This window comes from Streptomyces sp. CNP082 (assembly GCF_059570535.1).
The window spans coordinates 19,873-34,912 of the sequence record NZ_JCANSZ010000024.1 but is presented as its reverse complement, the minus strand read 5'-3'; the positions used below and the strand labels follow the sequence as shown (position 1 = coordinate 34,912).

16 protein-coding genes are annotated in these 15,040 nt (G+C 73.3%); all 16 read left to right on the top strand.

The features are described 5' to 3' along the window. Positions 1-15 precede the first annotated feature (15 nt). The 16 genes from B124_RS19825 to B124_RS19750 all read left to right on the top strand — a co-directional run bounded on the left by B124_RS19825 (position 16) and on the right by B124_RS19750 (position 14,989). On the top strand, positions 16-1,098 hold the full coding sequence (locus B124_RS19825) for a phytanoyl-CoA dioxygenase family protein (RefSeq protein WP_496504220.1): 1,083 nt from the start codon (positions 16-18) through the stop codon (positions 1,096-1,098). After that, positions 1,080-2,405: a DUF6271 family protein gene (locus B124_RS19820; RefSeq protein WP_496504219.1), complete on the top strand. Its 1,326-nt coding sequence runs from the start codon at positions 1,080-1,082 to the stop codon at positions 2,403-2,405. Before B124_RS19825 ends, B124_RS19820 begins: the two co-directional genes overlap by 19 nt. Then, a complete protein-coding gene (locus tag B124_RS19815) occupies positions 2,336-3,631 on the top strand; it encodes a type III PLP-dependent enzyme domain-containing protein (protein WP_496504218.1) in 1,296 nt (431 codons plus the stop codon). Before B124_RS19820 ends, B124_RS19815 begins: the two co-directional genes overlap by 70 nt. Continuing rightward, positions 3,594-4,211 (top strand): GNAT family N-acetyltransferase, encoded by a 618-nt coding sequence (locus B124_RS19810; RefSeq protein ID WP_496504217.1) that lies wholly within the window; start codon positions 3,594-3,596, stop codon positions 4,209-4,211. The genes B124_RS19815 and B124_RS19810 overlap by 38 nt, the downstream gene beginning before the upstream one ends. Before the next feature lie 2 nt (positions 4,212-4,213). Next, positions 4,214-5,407, top strand: a complete 1,194-nt coding sequence (locus tag B124_RS19805; RefSeq protein ID WP_496504216.1) for an MFS transporter — start codon at positions 4,214-4,216, stop codon at positions 5,405-5,407. Between the two features lie 61 nt (positions 5,408-5,468). Beyond that, positions 5,469-6,176 (top strand): 4'-phosphopantetheinyl transferase family protein, encoded by a 708-nt coding sequence (locus B124_RS19800; protein ID WP_496504215.1) that lies wholly within the window; start codon positions 5,469-5,471, stop codon positions 6,174-6,176. Positions 6,177-6,441: 265 nt separating this feature from the next. After that, a complete protein-coding gene (locus B124_RS19795) occupies positions 6,442-7,185 on the top strand; it encodes an ABC transporter ATP-binding protein (protein WP_496504214.1) in 744 nt (247 codons plus the stop codon). A gap of 2 nt (positions 7,186-7,187) precedes the next feature. Next, positions 7,188-8,036 carry an ABC transporter permease gene (locus B124_RS19790; RefSeq protein ID WP_496504213.1) on the top strand — a complete coding sequence of 283 codons (849 nt, stop codon included), beginning with the start codon at positions 7,188-7,190 and terminating at the stop codon, positions 8,034-8,036. 38 nt (positions 8,037-8,074) lie between these two features. Continuing rightward, positions 8,075-9,175, top strand: coding sequence for an ABC transporter substrate-binding protein (locus tag B124_RS19785; protein WP_496504212.1), 1,101 nt, complete (start codon positions 8,075-8,077; stop codon positions 9,173-9,175). Positions 9,176-9,227: 52 nt separating this feature from the next. Further along, positions 9,228-10,379, top strand: coding sequence for an FAD-dependent oxidoreductase (locus tag B124_RS19780; RefSeq protein ID WP_496504211.1), 1,152 nt, complete (start codon positions 9,228-9,230; stop codon positions 10,377-10,379). 29 nt (positions 10,380-10,408) lie between these two features. Next, positions 10,409-11,020, top strand: coding sequence for an amino acid synthesis family protein (locus B124_RS19775; RefSeq protein ID WP_496504210.1), 612 nt, complete (start codon positions 10,409-10,411; stop codon positions 11,018-11,020). Positions 11,021-11,035: 15 nt separating this feature from the next. Next, positions 11,036-11,776, top strand: a complete 741-nt coding sequence (locus B124_RS19770; RefSeq protein WP_496504209.1) for a class II aldolase/adducin family protein — start codon at positions 11,036-11,038, stop codon at positions 11,774-11,776. A 44-nt stretch (positions 11,777-11,820) separates the two neighbouring features. Further along, positions 11,821-12,753, top strand: a complete 933-nt coding sequence (locus B124_RS19765) for a 3-hydroxyacyl-CoA dehydrogenase NAD-binding domain-containing protein (protein ID WP_496504208.1) — start codon at positions 11,821-11,823, stop codon at positions 12,751-12,753. A 16-nt stretch (positions 12,754-12,769) separates the two neighbouring features. Further along, complete coding sequence (locus tag B124_RS19760; protein ID WP_496504207.1) at positions 12,770-13,714, top strand: alpha/beta fold hydrolase; 945 nt, start codon at positions 12,770-12,772, stop codon at positions 13,712-13,714. A gap of 5 nt (positions 13,715-13,719) precedes the next feature. Next, positions 13,720-14,181 carry a YbhB/YbcL family Raf kinase inhibitor-like protein gene (locus B124_RS19755; protein WP_496504206.1) on the top strand — a complete coding sequence of 154 codons (462 nt, stop codon included), beginning with the start codon at positions 13,720-13,722 and terminating at the stop codon, positions 14,179-14,181. A gap of 73 nt (positions 14,182-14,254) precedes the next feature. Continuing rightward, positions 14,255-14,989 carry an IclR family transcriptional regulator gene (locus B124_RS19750; protein WP_496504205.1) on the top strand — a complete coding sequence of 245 codons (735 nt, stop codon included), beginning with the start codon at positions 14,255-14,257 and terminating at the stop codon, positions 14,987-14,989. The last annotated feature ends 51 nt before the right edge of the window (positions 14,990-15,040 follow it).

Here is a 15,040-nt window from a genome sequence, read left to right as displayed (position 1 = left end):
TGGAGGACACGTTCCATGCCCGACCCCGGCCCGTACCTGTACCGTGCCGCTTCCGGCACCCCGTACTTCAGCGCCGACGGCGAGTCCTACCTCGCCTGTACCCCGTTACGCGACATCCGCAAGTCCCGCCCGTTGCGCGTGCTGTCCGAAGCGGACTACGCCCACTGGCAGACCTACGGCTACGTCGTGGTCAGGGAAGCGATACCCGCCGAGGCCGCCGCCTCGCTGCTCGACTTCGCCTGGGACTTCCAGGGCCTGGACCCCGACCGCCCCGAGACCTGGTACGAGGACCGCGAGTTCCGCTCCGACCTCGACCGCGACCTGCACGTCTACGGCTTCGTCGAGGCGTACCAGCACCAGTTGATCTGGGACAGCCGCCAGACCCGCCGCGTCTACGACGCCTTCGCCGACGTGTGGGACGCAGACGAGCTGTGGGTGACCCTCGACCGCCTGAACCTCAACCCGCCCAACGTCGGCAACCGCAGCCGCACCCTCATCGAGCCCACCGACACCGGCTTCGACATCGAGCTGCACTGGGACGTCGACACCACCCTCGCCGTCCTCCCGCAGCGCGTCCAGGGCATCATCGCCCTCCACGACACCCGCCCCGACCACGGCGGCTTCCAGTGCGCGCCCGAGCTCTTCCGCGACTTCGAGAAGTGGAAGCTCGCCCAGCCCGCCGGCCGCGACCCCGTCCGGCCGGACACCGACCGGGCCGAGTTCCCCGTCGTACGCCCCGAACTGGCCGCCGGCGACCTGCTCATCTGGAACGGCCTGCTCGCCCACGGTGTCGCCGCGAACACCTCGGACAGCGGCGTACGCGCCGTGCAGTACCTCGCGATGATGCCCGCGCTGGAGGAGCACGAGCGGCTGCGGCGCTCGCGCATCGAGTCCTGGCGCACCCTGAGCACCCCCGACTGGAACGCCACCCTGCTCGGCGACGCCCGCCGGCCCGAGGCCGAGCGGTACGGACCGGCCGAGCTGACCGGCCTCGGCCGCAAGCTCCTCGGGCTCGACTCCTGGCGTGCGCAGGACGCCGGGGCCGGGAAGGACACCGAGCAGCGGACCGGGGAGCCGGCGTGGCACGCATCTGCCTGACCCTGCCCACGAACCGCGCCTGCGCGGCGACCATCGCCGCCGTCCACGAGGAAGCCGCCCACGCCGCCGCCCACTTCGGCGCCGAGGTCCACTTCCTGATCCTCGACTCCGCCGCCCCCGGCGACCGCGCCGGCCACGCCGCCGCCGTCGCCGGGCTGCCACCGGTGCCCGGTGTCGTCGTGCACCACCTCGACGAGGCCGAGCAGGGCGCGTTCCTGGCCGCCGTGCTCCGCCGCGCCCGCGTCACGGGCGCCCGGCGGCTGCTCGGCCTGCTGCTGCCCGGCACCGTCTCGTACGGCGCCTGCACCGACCGCGCGTTCCTCCTCGCGGCCGCCCTCGGCTGCGGCTCGGTGCACCGCCGGGACTCCGACAGCCGCTACCAGACCGCCGCCGGCCGGCCCGTCTTCCCCGTCCACCACGAACTCGCCACCCTCGGCCGGCCCGCCGCCGACGCGGCCCGGCGGGTGGACGCCGACGCGCTGAACCCGCTCCACGCCCACAAGCCCGTCTCGCTCGTCGGCGCCTCCTTCGTCGGCGAGATGTCCGTCGACATCGCCGCGATCCACGACCTCGACCCGGCTGTCTACCACGACGTCGTCAGCCTCTGGGCGCCGCCGCACTGGCCGGAGGAGCGCAAGCGGGCGCTGGTCGAGGAGTCCTTCAAGGGCGCCGGCACCGAGCCGTTCGGCGGCGACCACGCCGTCCTCGGCGCCGTCGACCCCATGCGCGTCGACATGTGCAACGTCGCCTTCCACCGCGGGGTGTACGAGGCCGTCCCGCTGCCGCCCGCCACCGACACGATCGGCAGCGACTACTTCCTGCTCCACCTCGTCCACGCCGCCACCCTGCCCGGCGTCCTGCACAACCGGCACATCGTCAATTACCACACCGACGAGCGGAAGACCGCCGCCGGCTTCACCGCCTACCAGCTTCGGTTCGCCAAGTTCCTGCTCTCGATGCGCTACTTCAACCACCTCTACGCCGAACTGGACGCCGCCGGCGCCGCGCTCCTGGACGACCGGCACCGCCTCCGCGCCGCCGCGGTCGGCGAACTGGTCGCGCGCAGCACCCGGCTGGACCGCGACGAGAACGTCATGCGGCTGACCGCACTGGAGATCGCGTACCGCAAGCTCGGCGGCAAGTACGCCGAGTTCGCCGCGGCGCTGGCCGCCCGCGGCCCGGAGCTGCTGGACCAGGCCCGCCGCGACATGGCCGACTTCGCGCTGCTGATCGCCGCGTGGGAGCCGCTGGTACGGGCAAGCGCGGCGACGGCCGTGCCGGGCCGGCGTCCGGGGGCTGCCCGGTGATCGCACCGGTGCGGACCCCGCCGACGGCGCCCCCGGTTGCTCCGGTCGCCACGGACTCGGTGACCGCGCGGCTGCGTACCGCCCTCGCCGCCGCCGAGGACGACCGGATCATCTACGACCTGCCCGGCATCGAGGAGCGCTACGACGAACTGCTGCGCCGGCTGCCCGGCGTCCACGTGCGCTTCGCGATGAAGGCGTGCCCCGTGGACGGGGTCCTGGCCCGGCTGGCGCAGCAGGGCGCCGGGTTCGACGCCGCGAGCCCCGGCGAGGCCGCGCAGGCCCTGCGGGCCGGCGCGCCCGCGACCCGTATCCACTACGGCAACACGGTCAAGTCCGACCGCGGCATCCTCGCCGCACACCGCCTCGGCGTCCGCGACTTCGCCACCGACAGCCCCGAGGACGTCCTGGCCCTCGCGGCCCTCGCCCCCGGCGCGCGGGTGTTCTGCCGGCTGGCCGCCACCGGCGAGGGCGCGCTGTGGGGCCTCGGCCGGAAGTTCGGCTGCACCCCCGGGGAGGCGGTGCGCGTGCTCGCCGGCGCGCGGTCCGCGGGCCTGGTGCCCGCCGGGCTGTCCGTGCACGTCGGCTCGCAGCAGATGACGGCCGCGGCGTGGCGCCGCGCCTTCGACATGTTCGCGGACGTCCTGGCGGCCCTCGCCCGGCGCGGCATCCACCCGGACCACGTCAACCTCGGCGGCGGCCTGCCCGCGCTCGGCTACCGCGACCTGCGCGGCCGGCCGCTGGTGCCCGAGCTGGACGAGACGTTCGCGACGATCCGCGCGGGCATGGCGCACCTGCGCGCCGCTGCCCGCGGCCCGCTGCGCTTCGTCGTCGAGCCGGGCCGGCACCTGGTCGCCGACCACGGCGCCATCCGGGCGCACGTCGCACGGCTCTCCTCGCGCCGGTACGCGGACGGCGAGCGGGGCTACTGGCTCTTCCTGAGCTGCGGCAGGTTCAACGGCCTGTACGAGGCCGACCAGGTGCAGTACCCGCTCGTGTTCCCCTCCCACGGCGCCGCCGCGGAGCTGGTGCCGGCGGTCGTCGCCGGCCCCACCTGCGACAGCGACGACGTCGTGGCCGAAGGCCGCGTACCGGTGCAGGTGCCCAGGGGGTGCGCGTCCGGGGACCCGGTGTGGATCCTCTCCAGCGGCGCGTACGCCGTCAGTTACATGACCCGGGGGTTCAACGGCTATGGCCCGCTTCCGCACACCTGCCTGCGCGCCGGCTGACGTGCGCGTCCGGCACATCGCCGCGCACGACTGGGGCGCCATAGCCGCGCTGGAGGACCGCGCGTACGCGGACCGGGCGCTCGCCGAGGGCCGGCAGGCGCTCCAGTCCCACGGCCGGGCCTCGCCGGGCACCTGCTTTGTCCTGGACGCCGACGGCGCCCCGGAGGGCTACTTACTGGCGTTGCCGTACCCGCAGCTTCGCTGCCCTGAGCTGGGCGGCCCTGAGCTGGGCGACCCTGAACCCGGCGGCCCGGAGCCCGGCTGCCCTGAACCCCGCGTCCCGGAGCCGCGCGGCGCGGCGGAAGCCGGGCACGGAGACGGCAACCTGCACCTCCACGACATCGTCGTCGCCGAGCACCTGCGCGGCGCCGGGCTCGCCGGGCGCCTCCTCGCCCGGCTCACCGCCACCGCCCGCGCCCGGCGGTACGCGCGGATCTCCCTCGTCGCGGTCGACGGCACCGCGGCCTTCTGGACGCGCCGCGGCTACCGCCCGCACGCCGAGGTGACACCCCCGGCCGGCTACGGCCCGCGGGCGGTCTACATGTCCCGGGCTGTGTTCATGGCCAAGGAGAGGGGCTGACGATGGCGGTACGCGACGACTTCCGCCGGTCCCAGGCGGCCATCGCGGCGCTCTTCTGCTTCCTGGGCTTCCAGTACGCCACGTGGGTCTCCCGGCTGCCGCTGGTCAAGGACGAGCTGGACCTGACGGCGACCGAGCTGGGGCTGCTGCTCATGGCCTGCGGCGCGGGGGCGGCGGCGTCCTTCCCGCTGGTCGCCCACCTGATGAAGGCGATCGGCGCCAAGCGGCTGGCGTTCGCCTCCGCCGGCGCCCTGCTGCTGTTCCTGCCGGCGTTCGCCGCCGCGCCCGGCTACCCCGCCGCGCTGGCCGTCGTCGCCGCCGACGGCGTCGCCGTCGGCTGTCTGAACGTGGCGATGAACGCGCAGGGCGCCGCGCTGGAGAAGCGCCACGAGCGCACCGCCATGGCGAAGATGCACGCCACCTTCAGCGGCGGGTCGCTGGCCGCCGCGCTGCTCGCCGCCGGCGTGCAGACCGTGACCGGGTCGCTGACCGCGCACTTCGCCGTGGCCGCGGTGCTGCTCGTCGCGATGCTCGCCGTCGCCCGCACGGGGCTGCCGGCCGAGGACGGGGTCCGGCAGCAGGAGACGGAGCCGGAGGAGGGGGAGAAGGAGCCGGAGAAGGAGCCGCAGAAGGGGCGCCGTTGGCGGGCACCGGCCCGCGGCACGCTGTGGATGGGGTGCGCGATGGCGTTCGGCACCATCACCGAGGGCGCCATGAACGACTGGTCGACGCTCTATCTCGAGGACGTCGCGGACGCCGCGCCCGAGGTCGCGCCGCTGGGCATCGCGGTGGTCTCGGTGATGATGGTCGCCGCCCGCCTCTTCGCCGACGGCTGGCGCACCCGCTGGGGCGACGGGCCGGTGGTCCGGCTCGGCAGCGCGCTGGCGGGCACGGGGCTGGCCGTCGCGGTGCTCGCGGGCGGGGTGGCACCGGCGCTGCTCGGGTTCGCGTGCGTCGGGCTGGGGGTGGCGGCCGTGACGCCGTGCGTGTACGTCGCGGCGGCCCGCGAGGGCCCCGACGCGCTGTCCCTGGTGGCGTCCATGGGCACCACGGGGCTGCTGGGCGGCCCCGCGGCCATCGGCTTCATCGCCGGTGCGGCCGGGCTCGCATGGGGCATGGGCGCCGTCGCCGGGTGCGCGCTGCTCGTGTCGCTGTGCACGACGCGTATACGCTGGCCCGCGCTGAGCAACGCCTGACGCGCCGGCCGGCGCGAACCGGGCGCGGGACAGAGCCTGTTCGAGACGGGGGTGAGACGGCGTGGCGGAGTTCGCGCGAGGCCGGTCGCTGCCCGCGGGCGCACGTCTGTGGGCGTTCGACGCCGGGCCCTCGGCGACGCCTGACCTGTCGGCGCTCGACGACGGGGAGCGGCGGCGGCACGCGAGCTTTCTGCGCCGGGCCGACCGGATCCGCTACGGCGTCGCCCACGCCGCGCTGCGCCGCCTCCTCGGCGAGCTGACCGGCACCGCGCCCGCGGCGCTGCGCTTCGGGCGGCGGGCGTGCCCCCGCTGCGGCGGGCCGCACGGCCGCCCGGTGCTCGAACGGCCCGCGGGCGGCCCGGAGTTCTCGCTCTCGCACGGCGGCGAGCTGGTGCTCGTCGCCGTCGCGCCCGGCCGGGTGGGCGTGGACGTGGAGCCGGTCCGGGGCGTGCCGCCCGAGCCGGGCCTGGTGCAGCGGCTGCACCCGGCGGAGCGCGCGGTGGTGGGGGCGGCACCCGAGGCGCTGCGGTCCGCCGCGTTCACGCGCATGTGGACGCGCAAGGAGGCGTACCTCAAGGGCCTCGGCGTGGGCCTCGGCCGCGCCCTCGACGCGGACGACCTCTCCGCCGCCGTGCCCGGCTGGCACCTGGTCGATCTGGACCTCGGGAACGGCCACGCGGGGGCGCTGGCCGTGGAGTCCGGCCCGGAGCCGTCCGCGGGCGACGGTCTCCGCGCGCGGCCGGGGCACGTACAGCAGGCCGAGCCCTAGGCAGGAGCGAAAGGCCGTCCGCACCCAACGGGCGGTCGGGGTACCGGTGTTCCCGGGCTCCGACCGCCCCTGCCGTGTGTCCGCTCCGAGTCGTCCGAGAAAAACCCGTGTTTCAGCCCTTGACGGCCTCAGGACGACGTACCTAACGTTCCTGATAACACATTCTCAGACAGTGATAACCCGATCGTCCAACTCCCGTGTCGCTCCGATGCGCGGAGAGGAGCTTTCCATGGAATCCATGGGGATTTCAGCGCAGGGTATCGCAATGCGTTTCGCTCGGCGCGAGCAGGAACAGACGGTTCTGGAGAACCTGGACCTCGACATCACCCCCGGAAGCTTTGTCACGCTGCTCGGCCCTTCAGGATGCGGCAAGAGCACGCTGCTGAAAATTCTGGGCGGAATTCTCGAACCCACGGAGGGCGCCGTTCGGATCGGCGGGCAGCCGGCCGCGGACGCGGTCAAGGGCCGCGGCATCGGCCTCGTACCGCAGCGGCCGGCGCTGCTGCCGTGGAAGTCCGCGCTGCAGAACGCGAGCATGCTGCGGCAGATCGCGGCCGGCGAGCGCGCCGGCGACGCCGCCCCGGCGGCGCGGCGGGCGCTGGAGCTGGTCGGCCTGGGTGCGGCGGAGGACAAGCTGCCGCACGAGCTGTCCGGCGGCATGGCGCAGCGGGTGTCCATCGCCCGCGCGCTGGCCATGGACCCGGCCATCCTGCTGATGGACGAGCCGTTCGGCGCGCTGGACGCCATCACCCGGGACGAGATGAACCTGAAGCTCGCCGAGATATGGGCGGCGACCGGCAAGACCGTCGTCTTCGTCACCCACTCCATCTCCGAGGCGGTCTTCCTCTCCGACACCGTGCACGTCATGGGCCTGGACCGGGGCCGGTTCCTGGAGAGCCTGGACGTTTCCCTGCCCCGGCCGCGCACCCGCGAGGTGCTCGACGACCCGGTGTTCACCGAGTACACGGGGCGGCTGCGCGGCCACCTGGAACCGAAAGCGACGGTCTGACGATGGTGCTCGCACAGGACGACGTGAAGAAGCCGGCGGCGCGGCGCCCGGCCGGCGGACCGGCTCGCGGCGGCGTGGTGCGCTCCTGGCTCCGGCGCGTCTGGCCCAGTTTCGCCGTGTTCACCGCCGGCTTCGTGCTCTGGGAGCTGGCCGTCGAGGTCTTCGGCATCTCCAGCTTCGAGCTGGCCAAGCCGAGCGAGTTCCTCGCCGAGATGCGGCACTCGCGCGACCTGCTCTGGGACGCCACCTGGGTGACCACCCAGGAGATCCTCTACGGCTTCCTCCTCAGCTTCGCCGTCGGCGTGCTGCTCGCCGTGCTCATCGTCCGCTTCGGCTGGCTGGAGCGCGCGCTGTACCCGCTGATCGTGCTCTTCCAGGTCGTCCCCAAGGTCGCCCTGGCGCCGATCTTCATCCTCTGGTTCGGCTACGGGCTGGCGCCCAAGCTGCTGCTCATCGTGGTGATCACGTTCTTCCCGATCACCCTCAACATGATCGTCGGCCTCAAGGCCATCGACCAGGACCTGCTGCTGCTCATGCGGTCGGTGGGCTCCTCGCGGAACCAGATCCTCACCCGCATCCAGATCCCCACCTCGCTGCCGTACCTCTTCGCCGGCATGCGGATCGCGATCACCCTCGCCGTCATCGGCGCGGTGGTCGCGGAGTTCTCCGGCGCGGAGAACGGTCTCGGCTATCTCATCCAGTTTGCGTCGACGCAGCTCGACACCCCGCTCATGTTTGCGGCCCTGACCCTCGTATCCCTGCTCGGCCTGATCCTCTACTACGCGATGTCGCTGCTGGAGTTCGTGCTCCGCACTCGCTTCCCGCACATCACAGCCGACACCACCCGTTGAATCCGGCTGGGCACTCCCTCCTGCACTAGGAGCCCCTCATGATTCCCTCAGGAATAAAATTCAGACAGCGCAGGAAAACCGTCGCCGGTATCGCGGGTGCGACCACCGCGGCGCTGCTTCTCGCCGGCTGCGGCGGCGACTCGGAAGACGACTCCGCCGGCGGCGGACTCGACAAGGTCACCGTGCAGCTCGACTACCAACTCCGCGGCAACCACGGCATGTTCTACGTCGCCGACGAACTCGGCTACTTCGAGGACGAGGGCATCGACGTCGAGGACATCAAGACCGGCACCGGCTCGCCCGACGCCCTGCGCATCGTCGGGACCGGCCGCGCCGACTTCGGCTTCGGCGACCTGCCGTCGCTCGTCATCGCGCGCTCCCAGGACGTGCCCGTCACCGCGCTCGCCGCCGTCAACCAGACCTCGCCGCTGGCCATGTGCACGGTGAAGGACAAGAACCGGCTGGGGTCCATCGACGACCTCGAGGGCATGACCGCCGGCATCCACGCCGCCGGCTCGACGTTCATCTTCTACCAGGCGCTGCTCGGGGCCAACGGCCTGGAGCGCGGCGACCTCAAGGAGGTCAGCGTCACCCCGCCGTACGAGAACTACCTGATCCAGGGCAAGGTCGACACCGTTCCCTGCTACATCGACGCCGAGGTCCCGCAGTTGGAGGACGCCGCCGGCGGCCCCGGCTCGCTCGACACCCTCCTCGGCTCCGAGCACGGCTTCGAGGGCTACGGCTCCGGTCTTTTCACCAGCGACGAGATGGCCGAGAACGACCCCGACCTGGTCCAGCGCTTCACCAACGCCTACCTCAAGGCGTTCGACTACGTGCAGAAGAACCCGGACAAGACCGCCGAGATCCTCGCCGGGGCGTCCCCGGAGAACCGCGACAAGGCCGACCTGTTCGAGCGGCAACTGCAGGCCGACATCGACCACACCTTCACCAGCGACATCACCGACGAGCACGGCCTCGGGGCGATGGACCGGCAGATGTGGCAGGCGACCGTCGACACCCTCGCCGACCAGGACGTGCTCAAGGACGGCGCGCCCGACGTGGGGGACCTCTACCAGGAGCAGTTCGTCGAGAAGGCCGCGAAGGCCGGCTCCGGCGCCGGGAACGACGCCGGCAACTGAACGCGCAGCCGGCCGCCTCCGGGCGGCCGGCACGACGAGTGAGAGCGGAGCTATGAAAACCACGGTTGACAGGCGCGGTCGCCACGCGGAGGTGTCCGGCGCCGGGTTCGCGGGGCTGACCGTCGCCACGGCACTGGCCCAGCGCGGGTGGTCGGTGCGGGTGCACGAGAAGGGGGCGGAGCTGCGCGAGCAGGGGGCGGGCATCGTCCTGTGGCACAACAGCCTCAAGGTGCTCAAGGCGATCGGCGCGTACGAGGCGGTGACGGCCGACTCGATGACGCCGCCGTACTACGAGACCCGCTTCCAGCACGCCAGCGTGTCCCACGAGGACTTCGGCGGCCTGCCCTGGCGCACCATGACCCGGCCGTATCTGCACAAGTGCCTGCTGGACGCCGCGCTCGCGGCCGGGGTGGAGATCCGCACCGGCTCCGAGGTGGCCGGCGCCGACGCCCGCGGCCGGGTCACCCTCACCTCGGGCGAGACCCTTCAGGCCGACCTCGTCGTCGGCGCGGACGGGGTGAAGTCGAAGGTCCGCGACTCCCTGGGCTTCGAGCAGGAGCGCTGGAAGTCCCGCGACGGGATCACCCGTTTCCTGGTGCCGCGCCACCGGGCCGCACTCGGCCCCGGCGAGTGGGACAACGTCATCGACTTCTGGAACCTCGAACCCCGCTATCTGCGGGTGCTCTACGTGCCCTGCAACGACCGCGAGCTGTACCTCGCCCTCGGCGCCCCCCGCGCCGACGAGCAGGGCAGCCGCACCCCCATCGACCTGGACCTGTGGACGTCCGCGTACCCCGAGCTGACCCCGGTCCTCCGGGCCGCCGCCACCGCCGCAGAACCCCGCTACTACGGCTACGAGACCACGTCGGTCGCCGCGTGGCGCCGCGGCGCCGTCGCCCTCGTCGGCGACGCCGCCCACGCCATGCCCCCCGCCCTCGCCCAGGGCGCCGGCTGCGCGATGGCCAACGCCTACACCCTCGCGGTCGCCGCCACCGAGGCCGCCGACGGCGAACTCGAGGAGGCGCTGGCGCGCTGGGAGGAGCTGGAGCGGCCCTTCACCGACCGCTGCCAGCGCCGCTCCGCCGACTTCGCCGCCACCCGCGCGATGTCCGAGGGCAACCAGTTCACGCTGGAGAACCTCGAAACCGCCCTGTACGACCCGACCAACCCCAACCGCCACGCGCTGTCCGTCGTGCGGAGCTGAGCGTGCGGAGCCAGAGGAGACGACCGGAGATGACCCCCGAGGAGCAGGTGACGAAGGACTACCAGGTGCGGCGCTGGGTCGGCCTGGTAGAGGAGACGCTGCACGAGAACGGCCCGGTCGCCGCACGGCCGTTGGTCAAGGCGGTCTGCGGCGTCGTCATCAAGAACCCGTTCGCCGGCCGGTACGCCGACGACCTGTCGGCGCTCACCGCGCCGAGCGCCGCGCTGGGCACCGCGCTCGGCCGGCGGGCCGCGGCGCTGCTCGGCGGCGCCGAGGTGGAGAGCTACGGCAAGGGCGGCCTGGCCGGGCTCGACGGCGAACAGGAACACGTCGTCGCCTGCGTCACCACCGTCTTCGGCAACGCGCTGCGCGAGGCCGTCGGCGGCGGGGCGGCATGGATCTCCTCCGCCACCAAGACCGCCGCGGCGGGCGCGAGTCTCGACATCCCGCTGGCGTACAAGGACGAGGTGTACGTCCGCTCCCACTACGACGCCGTCACCGTCTCCGTACCCGACGTGCCGCGCCCCGACGAGCTGTTCGTCTGCGTGGCCGTCGCCAGCCGCGGCCGTATCCACGAGCGTGTCGGCGGTCTGACCGCCGCGGCGGCGCGCGAGCAGGCCGCGGCCGGCCAGGACCGGTGAGAAGGAGGTCACCCGATGCAGACCAGCGATGCGCTGTACTCCCAGGACGACTCCGTCGCCAACGTGCTCGACAACCTCGCCAGGGCCCACCGGATCCTGGAGATGGAGGGCCACGGCGACATGTCCATGGGCCACCTGTCCTACCGCGACCCGCACGGCCGCGGGCTGTGGCTCAAGCGCGGCAACCTCGGCATGGAGGAGGTGCGGGCAGGCGACTACATCCTCATCGACTTCGACGGCAACGTCCTCGAAGGCCAGGGGCTGCGCCACCTCGAATGGCCGCTGCACGCCGAGATCATGCTCGCCCGGCCCGACGTCCACGTCGTCGGCCACTCGCACCCGTTCCAGGCCACCGTCTTCGGCGCCGGCCGCGGGCGGATCGAGCCGGTGAACAACCACGGCGTGTGGTTCGCCGAGCACGGCGTCCCGCGCTTCGACGCGACCAGCCACATCATCACCACCCAGGAGCTGGGCAAGGCGCTCGCCCGGGTCCTCGGCGACGCCGACGCCGTGCTCCAGGCCAACCACGGCGCCTCGTTCACCGGCCGCAACGTCCGCGACGCGACGCTGGCCGGGATCTTCCTGGAGAAGGCCGCGGCGTTCCAGCTCGCGCTCGCCTCCTCCGGCCTGCCGTACGACCCGCCGGACCCGGACGAGAGCGTCGAGAAGAACCGCCGCATCTACCCCGAGCGCGCCCGCGACAACTACTGGATGTACTTCAACCGCAAGCTCGACCGGCTCGAAGCCGCCCGCTGAGCCCGCCCCGACGCAGCAAAGCACACCGCACGAAAGGAACCACCGTGAGCATTCCCGCCACCAGCGCCGTCCTCGGTTCGGGGAGCATGGGGCCCGGCATCGCCGCGCTGCTCGCCCGCTACGGATCCCAGGTACGGCTCTACGACGTCAGCGAGGAGGCCCTGGCGCGGGCGGAGGGGACCTGCGCCGGCGTCGTCGCGCACCTCGACCGCCTCGACGTGCCGGTGACCCCCGGCGGCTCCGTCACCTTCGCACACGACCAGGCCAAGGCGCTCGACGGCGCGGACCTCGTCATCGAGGCGGTGCCGGAGCAACTGGAGCTGAAGAAGACGGTGCTCGCCCAGGTCGAGGCCGTGGTGCGCGACGACACGGTCATCGCCACCAACACCTCCGGCATCCCGATCTCCGACATGGCCGCGGACATGGCCCGCCCCGAGCGCCTCATCGGCATGCACTGGTCCAACCCGCCGCACCTCATCCCGATGATCGAGGTGGTCCGCGGCGAGCGCACCGCCGCCGCCGTCGAGGAGCGCCTCGTGGGCATCGTCGAGGCGTTCGGCTACGAGGCCGTGGTGGAGAAGGAGGTGCCCGGCTTCGTCGAGAACCGCGTGCTGTACGCCGTGCTGCGCGAGTGCATGGCCCTCGTCGAGGAGGGCGTGGTCTCCCAGCGCGACCTGGACACGGTCGTGAAGTGGGGCGTCGGCTACAAGCTCGCGGTCATCGGCCCCATGCGGCTGGTGGACATGGCGGGCCTGGACATCTACCAGGCCGTCGGCTCCTACCTCAACCGCGAGCTGTCCGCCGAGACCGGTGTCTCCTCCCTGGTCACCGAACTGACCGCCGAGGGCAAGCTCGGCATGAAGACCGGCGGCGGCCTGTACGAGTACGGGGAGGGCGACGTCGCCGCCAAGCGGGCCGACATCGTCGACGGCCTGGTGAGCGTCCGCAAGGCGCTCTCCGCGATCAAGCCGGTCTGAGCGGGCGGGGCCTACCGTGAACCGCCAGCACCAGCCGCCGGACCCGGCACCGCGTGTGCCGCCGGCCGCACCCCCGGCGGCACCCCCCGCGGCGCACTCCGACGACCTGCCGGGCCTCGCGTACGTGCGCGCCGGGGGGGCCGAGCTGTGCGTACGGGACGCCGGCGCCGGCCCGGCGGTGGTGCTGCTGCACGGCACCACCGCCAGCCTCGGGGTCTGGGACGCCGTGGTCGAGCGGCTCGGCGCCGGGGTGCGGACCGTCGCCGTCGACCAGCGCGGCCACGGCCGCAGCGGCAAGCCCGCCGGCGGCTACGACGCCGCGGCGTACAGCGCCGACGTGCTCGCGCTGGTCCGCGCGCTCGACTGCGGCCCGGTGGTCGCCGTCGGGCACTCCCTCGGCGCCCGCAACGCCGTGGTGCTCGCGGCCGAGCACCCCGGCGTGGTCGCCGGCGTCGTCGCCGTGGACTACACCCCGTACGTCGAGGCCGACGTGCTCGACGCGCTGGAGACGCGGGTACGCGGCGGCGACCGCACGTTCGCCAGCGGTGCGGACGTCGAGGCGTACCTCCGCGAGCGCTACCCGCTCCTGCCCGCCGACGCCGTCCGCCGCCGGCGCCGCTACGGCTACGCGCCGGCCGGCGCCGGCCGGGCACTGCGCCCGCTCGCCGACCCCGGCGCCATGGTCCGCACCGTCGACGGCCTGCGGCACGACTTCGCCGAGGCGGCCGGCGCCGTACGCGTCCCCGTCACCCTGCTGCGCGGCGAGCACAGCGCCATCGTCACCTCGCGGGCCTTCGCCGCCACCCGCGAACTGCGCCCCGACTTCCGCGCCGTGCAGCTCCCCGGGCTCGACCACTACGTGCCCGAGGAGGCCCCGCAGACCGTCGCGGACGAGATCGTCCGCATGCTCGACCGGACGACGGGCCCGAGCCGCCCGCGTCCCGCCACCGAGAGGACCTGAGAGCCATGCCCCTGAACATCAAGGACCTCGCCGTCGCCGTCCACGGCGTCGGCCCGGGCGAGCGGATCCCGGACCGGCACGCCGCCGGCCACGGCAACGCCGCCCCCGAGGCCGTGATCACCGGAGTCCCCGACGGCACGGCCGAACTGGCGCTGATCGTCCACGACCCCGACGCGCCGCTGCCGCACGGCTTCACCCACTGGGTGGTCTACGGCATCGACCCGGCCGCGCCCACCGTGTCCGCCAGAGACCTGGGCCGCACCGGCCGCCAGGGTCCCAACTCCCTTGGTGACAAAGCCTATTCGGGACCCCAGCCGCCGCCGGGGCACGGCACCCATCACTACTATTTCTGGGTGTACGCCCTCGGCACCCCGGTCGTGGGCGAGCCGTCGCGCGAGGAGTTCCTGAGCGCCTACGGCGATCGCGTCATCGAGCAGAACCGGCTCGTCGGCACGTACTCCGCCTGACGCACCCCGGGGCCACACCACGAGTACAGAAGGCGAGCGCATCGTGTCAGAAGGGCGGGAACGGACCCCCGGGGTGGACAGCGCCAGGAGGGTTCTGAAGATCCTTCTCCTCTTCACGGAGAAGGGGCCGGAGCTGAGCGTGGAGGAGATCGCGCACTCCACGGGGATCTCGGTCCCCTCCGCCTACCGGTTCGTCTCGCTGCTGCGCGAAATGGACATGGTGGAGGACAACGGCGGCGGCACGTACGTGCTCTCGCCGCGGATCTTCCTGCTGGCCCGCAGCGCGGAGCAGGCGTTCCCGGTCTCCCGGGTGCTCCGCCCGCTCGTCGAGCGGCTGTCGAAGGACACCGGCGAGGCGGCGCTGGTGATCCGGCGCGTGGGCGACTTCGCGACCTGCGTGGAGATGAGCCACCCCGAGCACACCATCCGGCTGTCGTTCGAGCCGGGGCAGATCATGAGCCTGCACCGGGGCGCCGGGCCGAAGGTGCTGCTCGCCTCGATGGGCGAGGCGTGGGCGCAGCGCTACTTCGACCGGCTGCGCCCCGCGCCGTCGCCCGCGGAGCGGGACGCGGTGCTGGCGGAGGTGCAGGCCGTCGCCGCGCAGGGGTGGTCCAAGAGCGAGGCGGAGGTCGACGAGGGCGTGTGGGCGGTGGCCGCGCCGATCGGCGTGGGCGGGAAGGTGGTCGCCGCGGTCACGGTCGCGGGGCCGCACTTCCGCATCGACGACGAGCGTGCCGGGCGCATCACGGGGCAGGTCCTCGCCGCCGCGGCGGAGCTGTCCGGCTCGCTGAGCACCTGGCGGCACTAGCGCCGGCCCCGGGGCGCGCCACCGTCCGCCTGGCGCGGCGCGGTGGCGTCC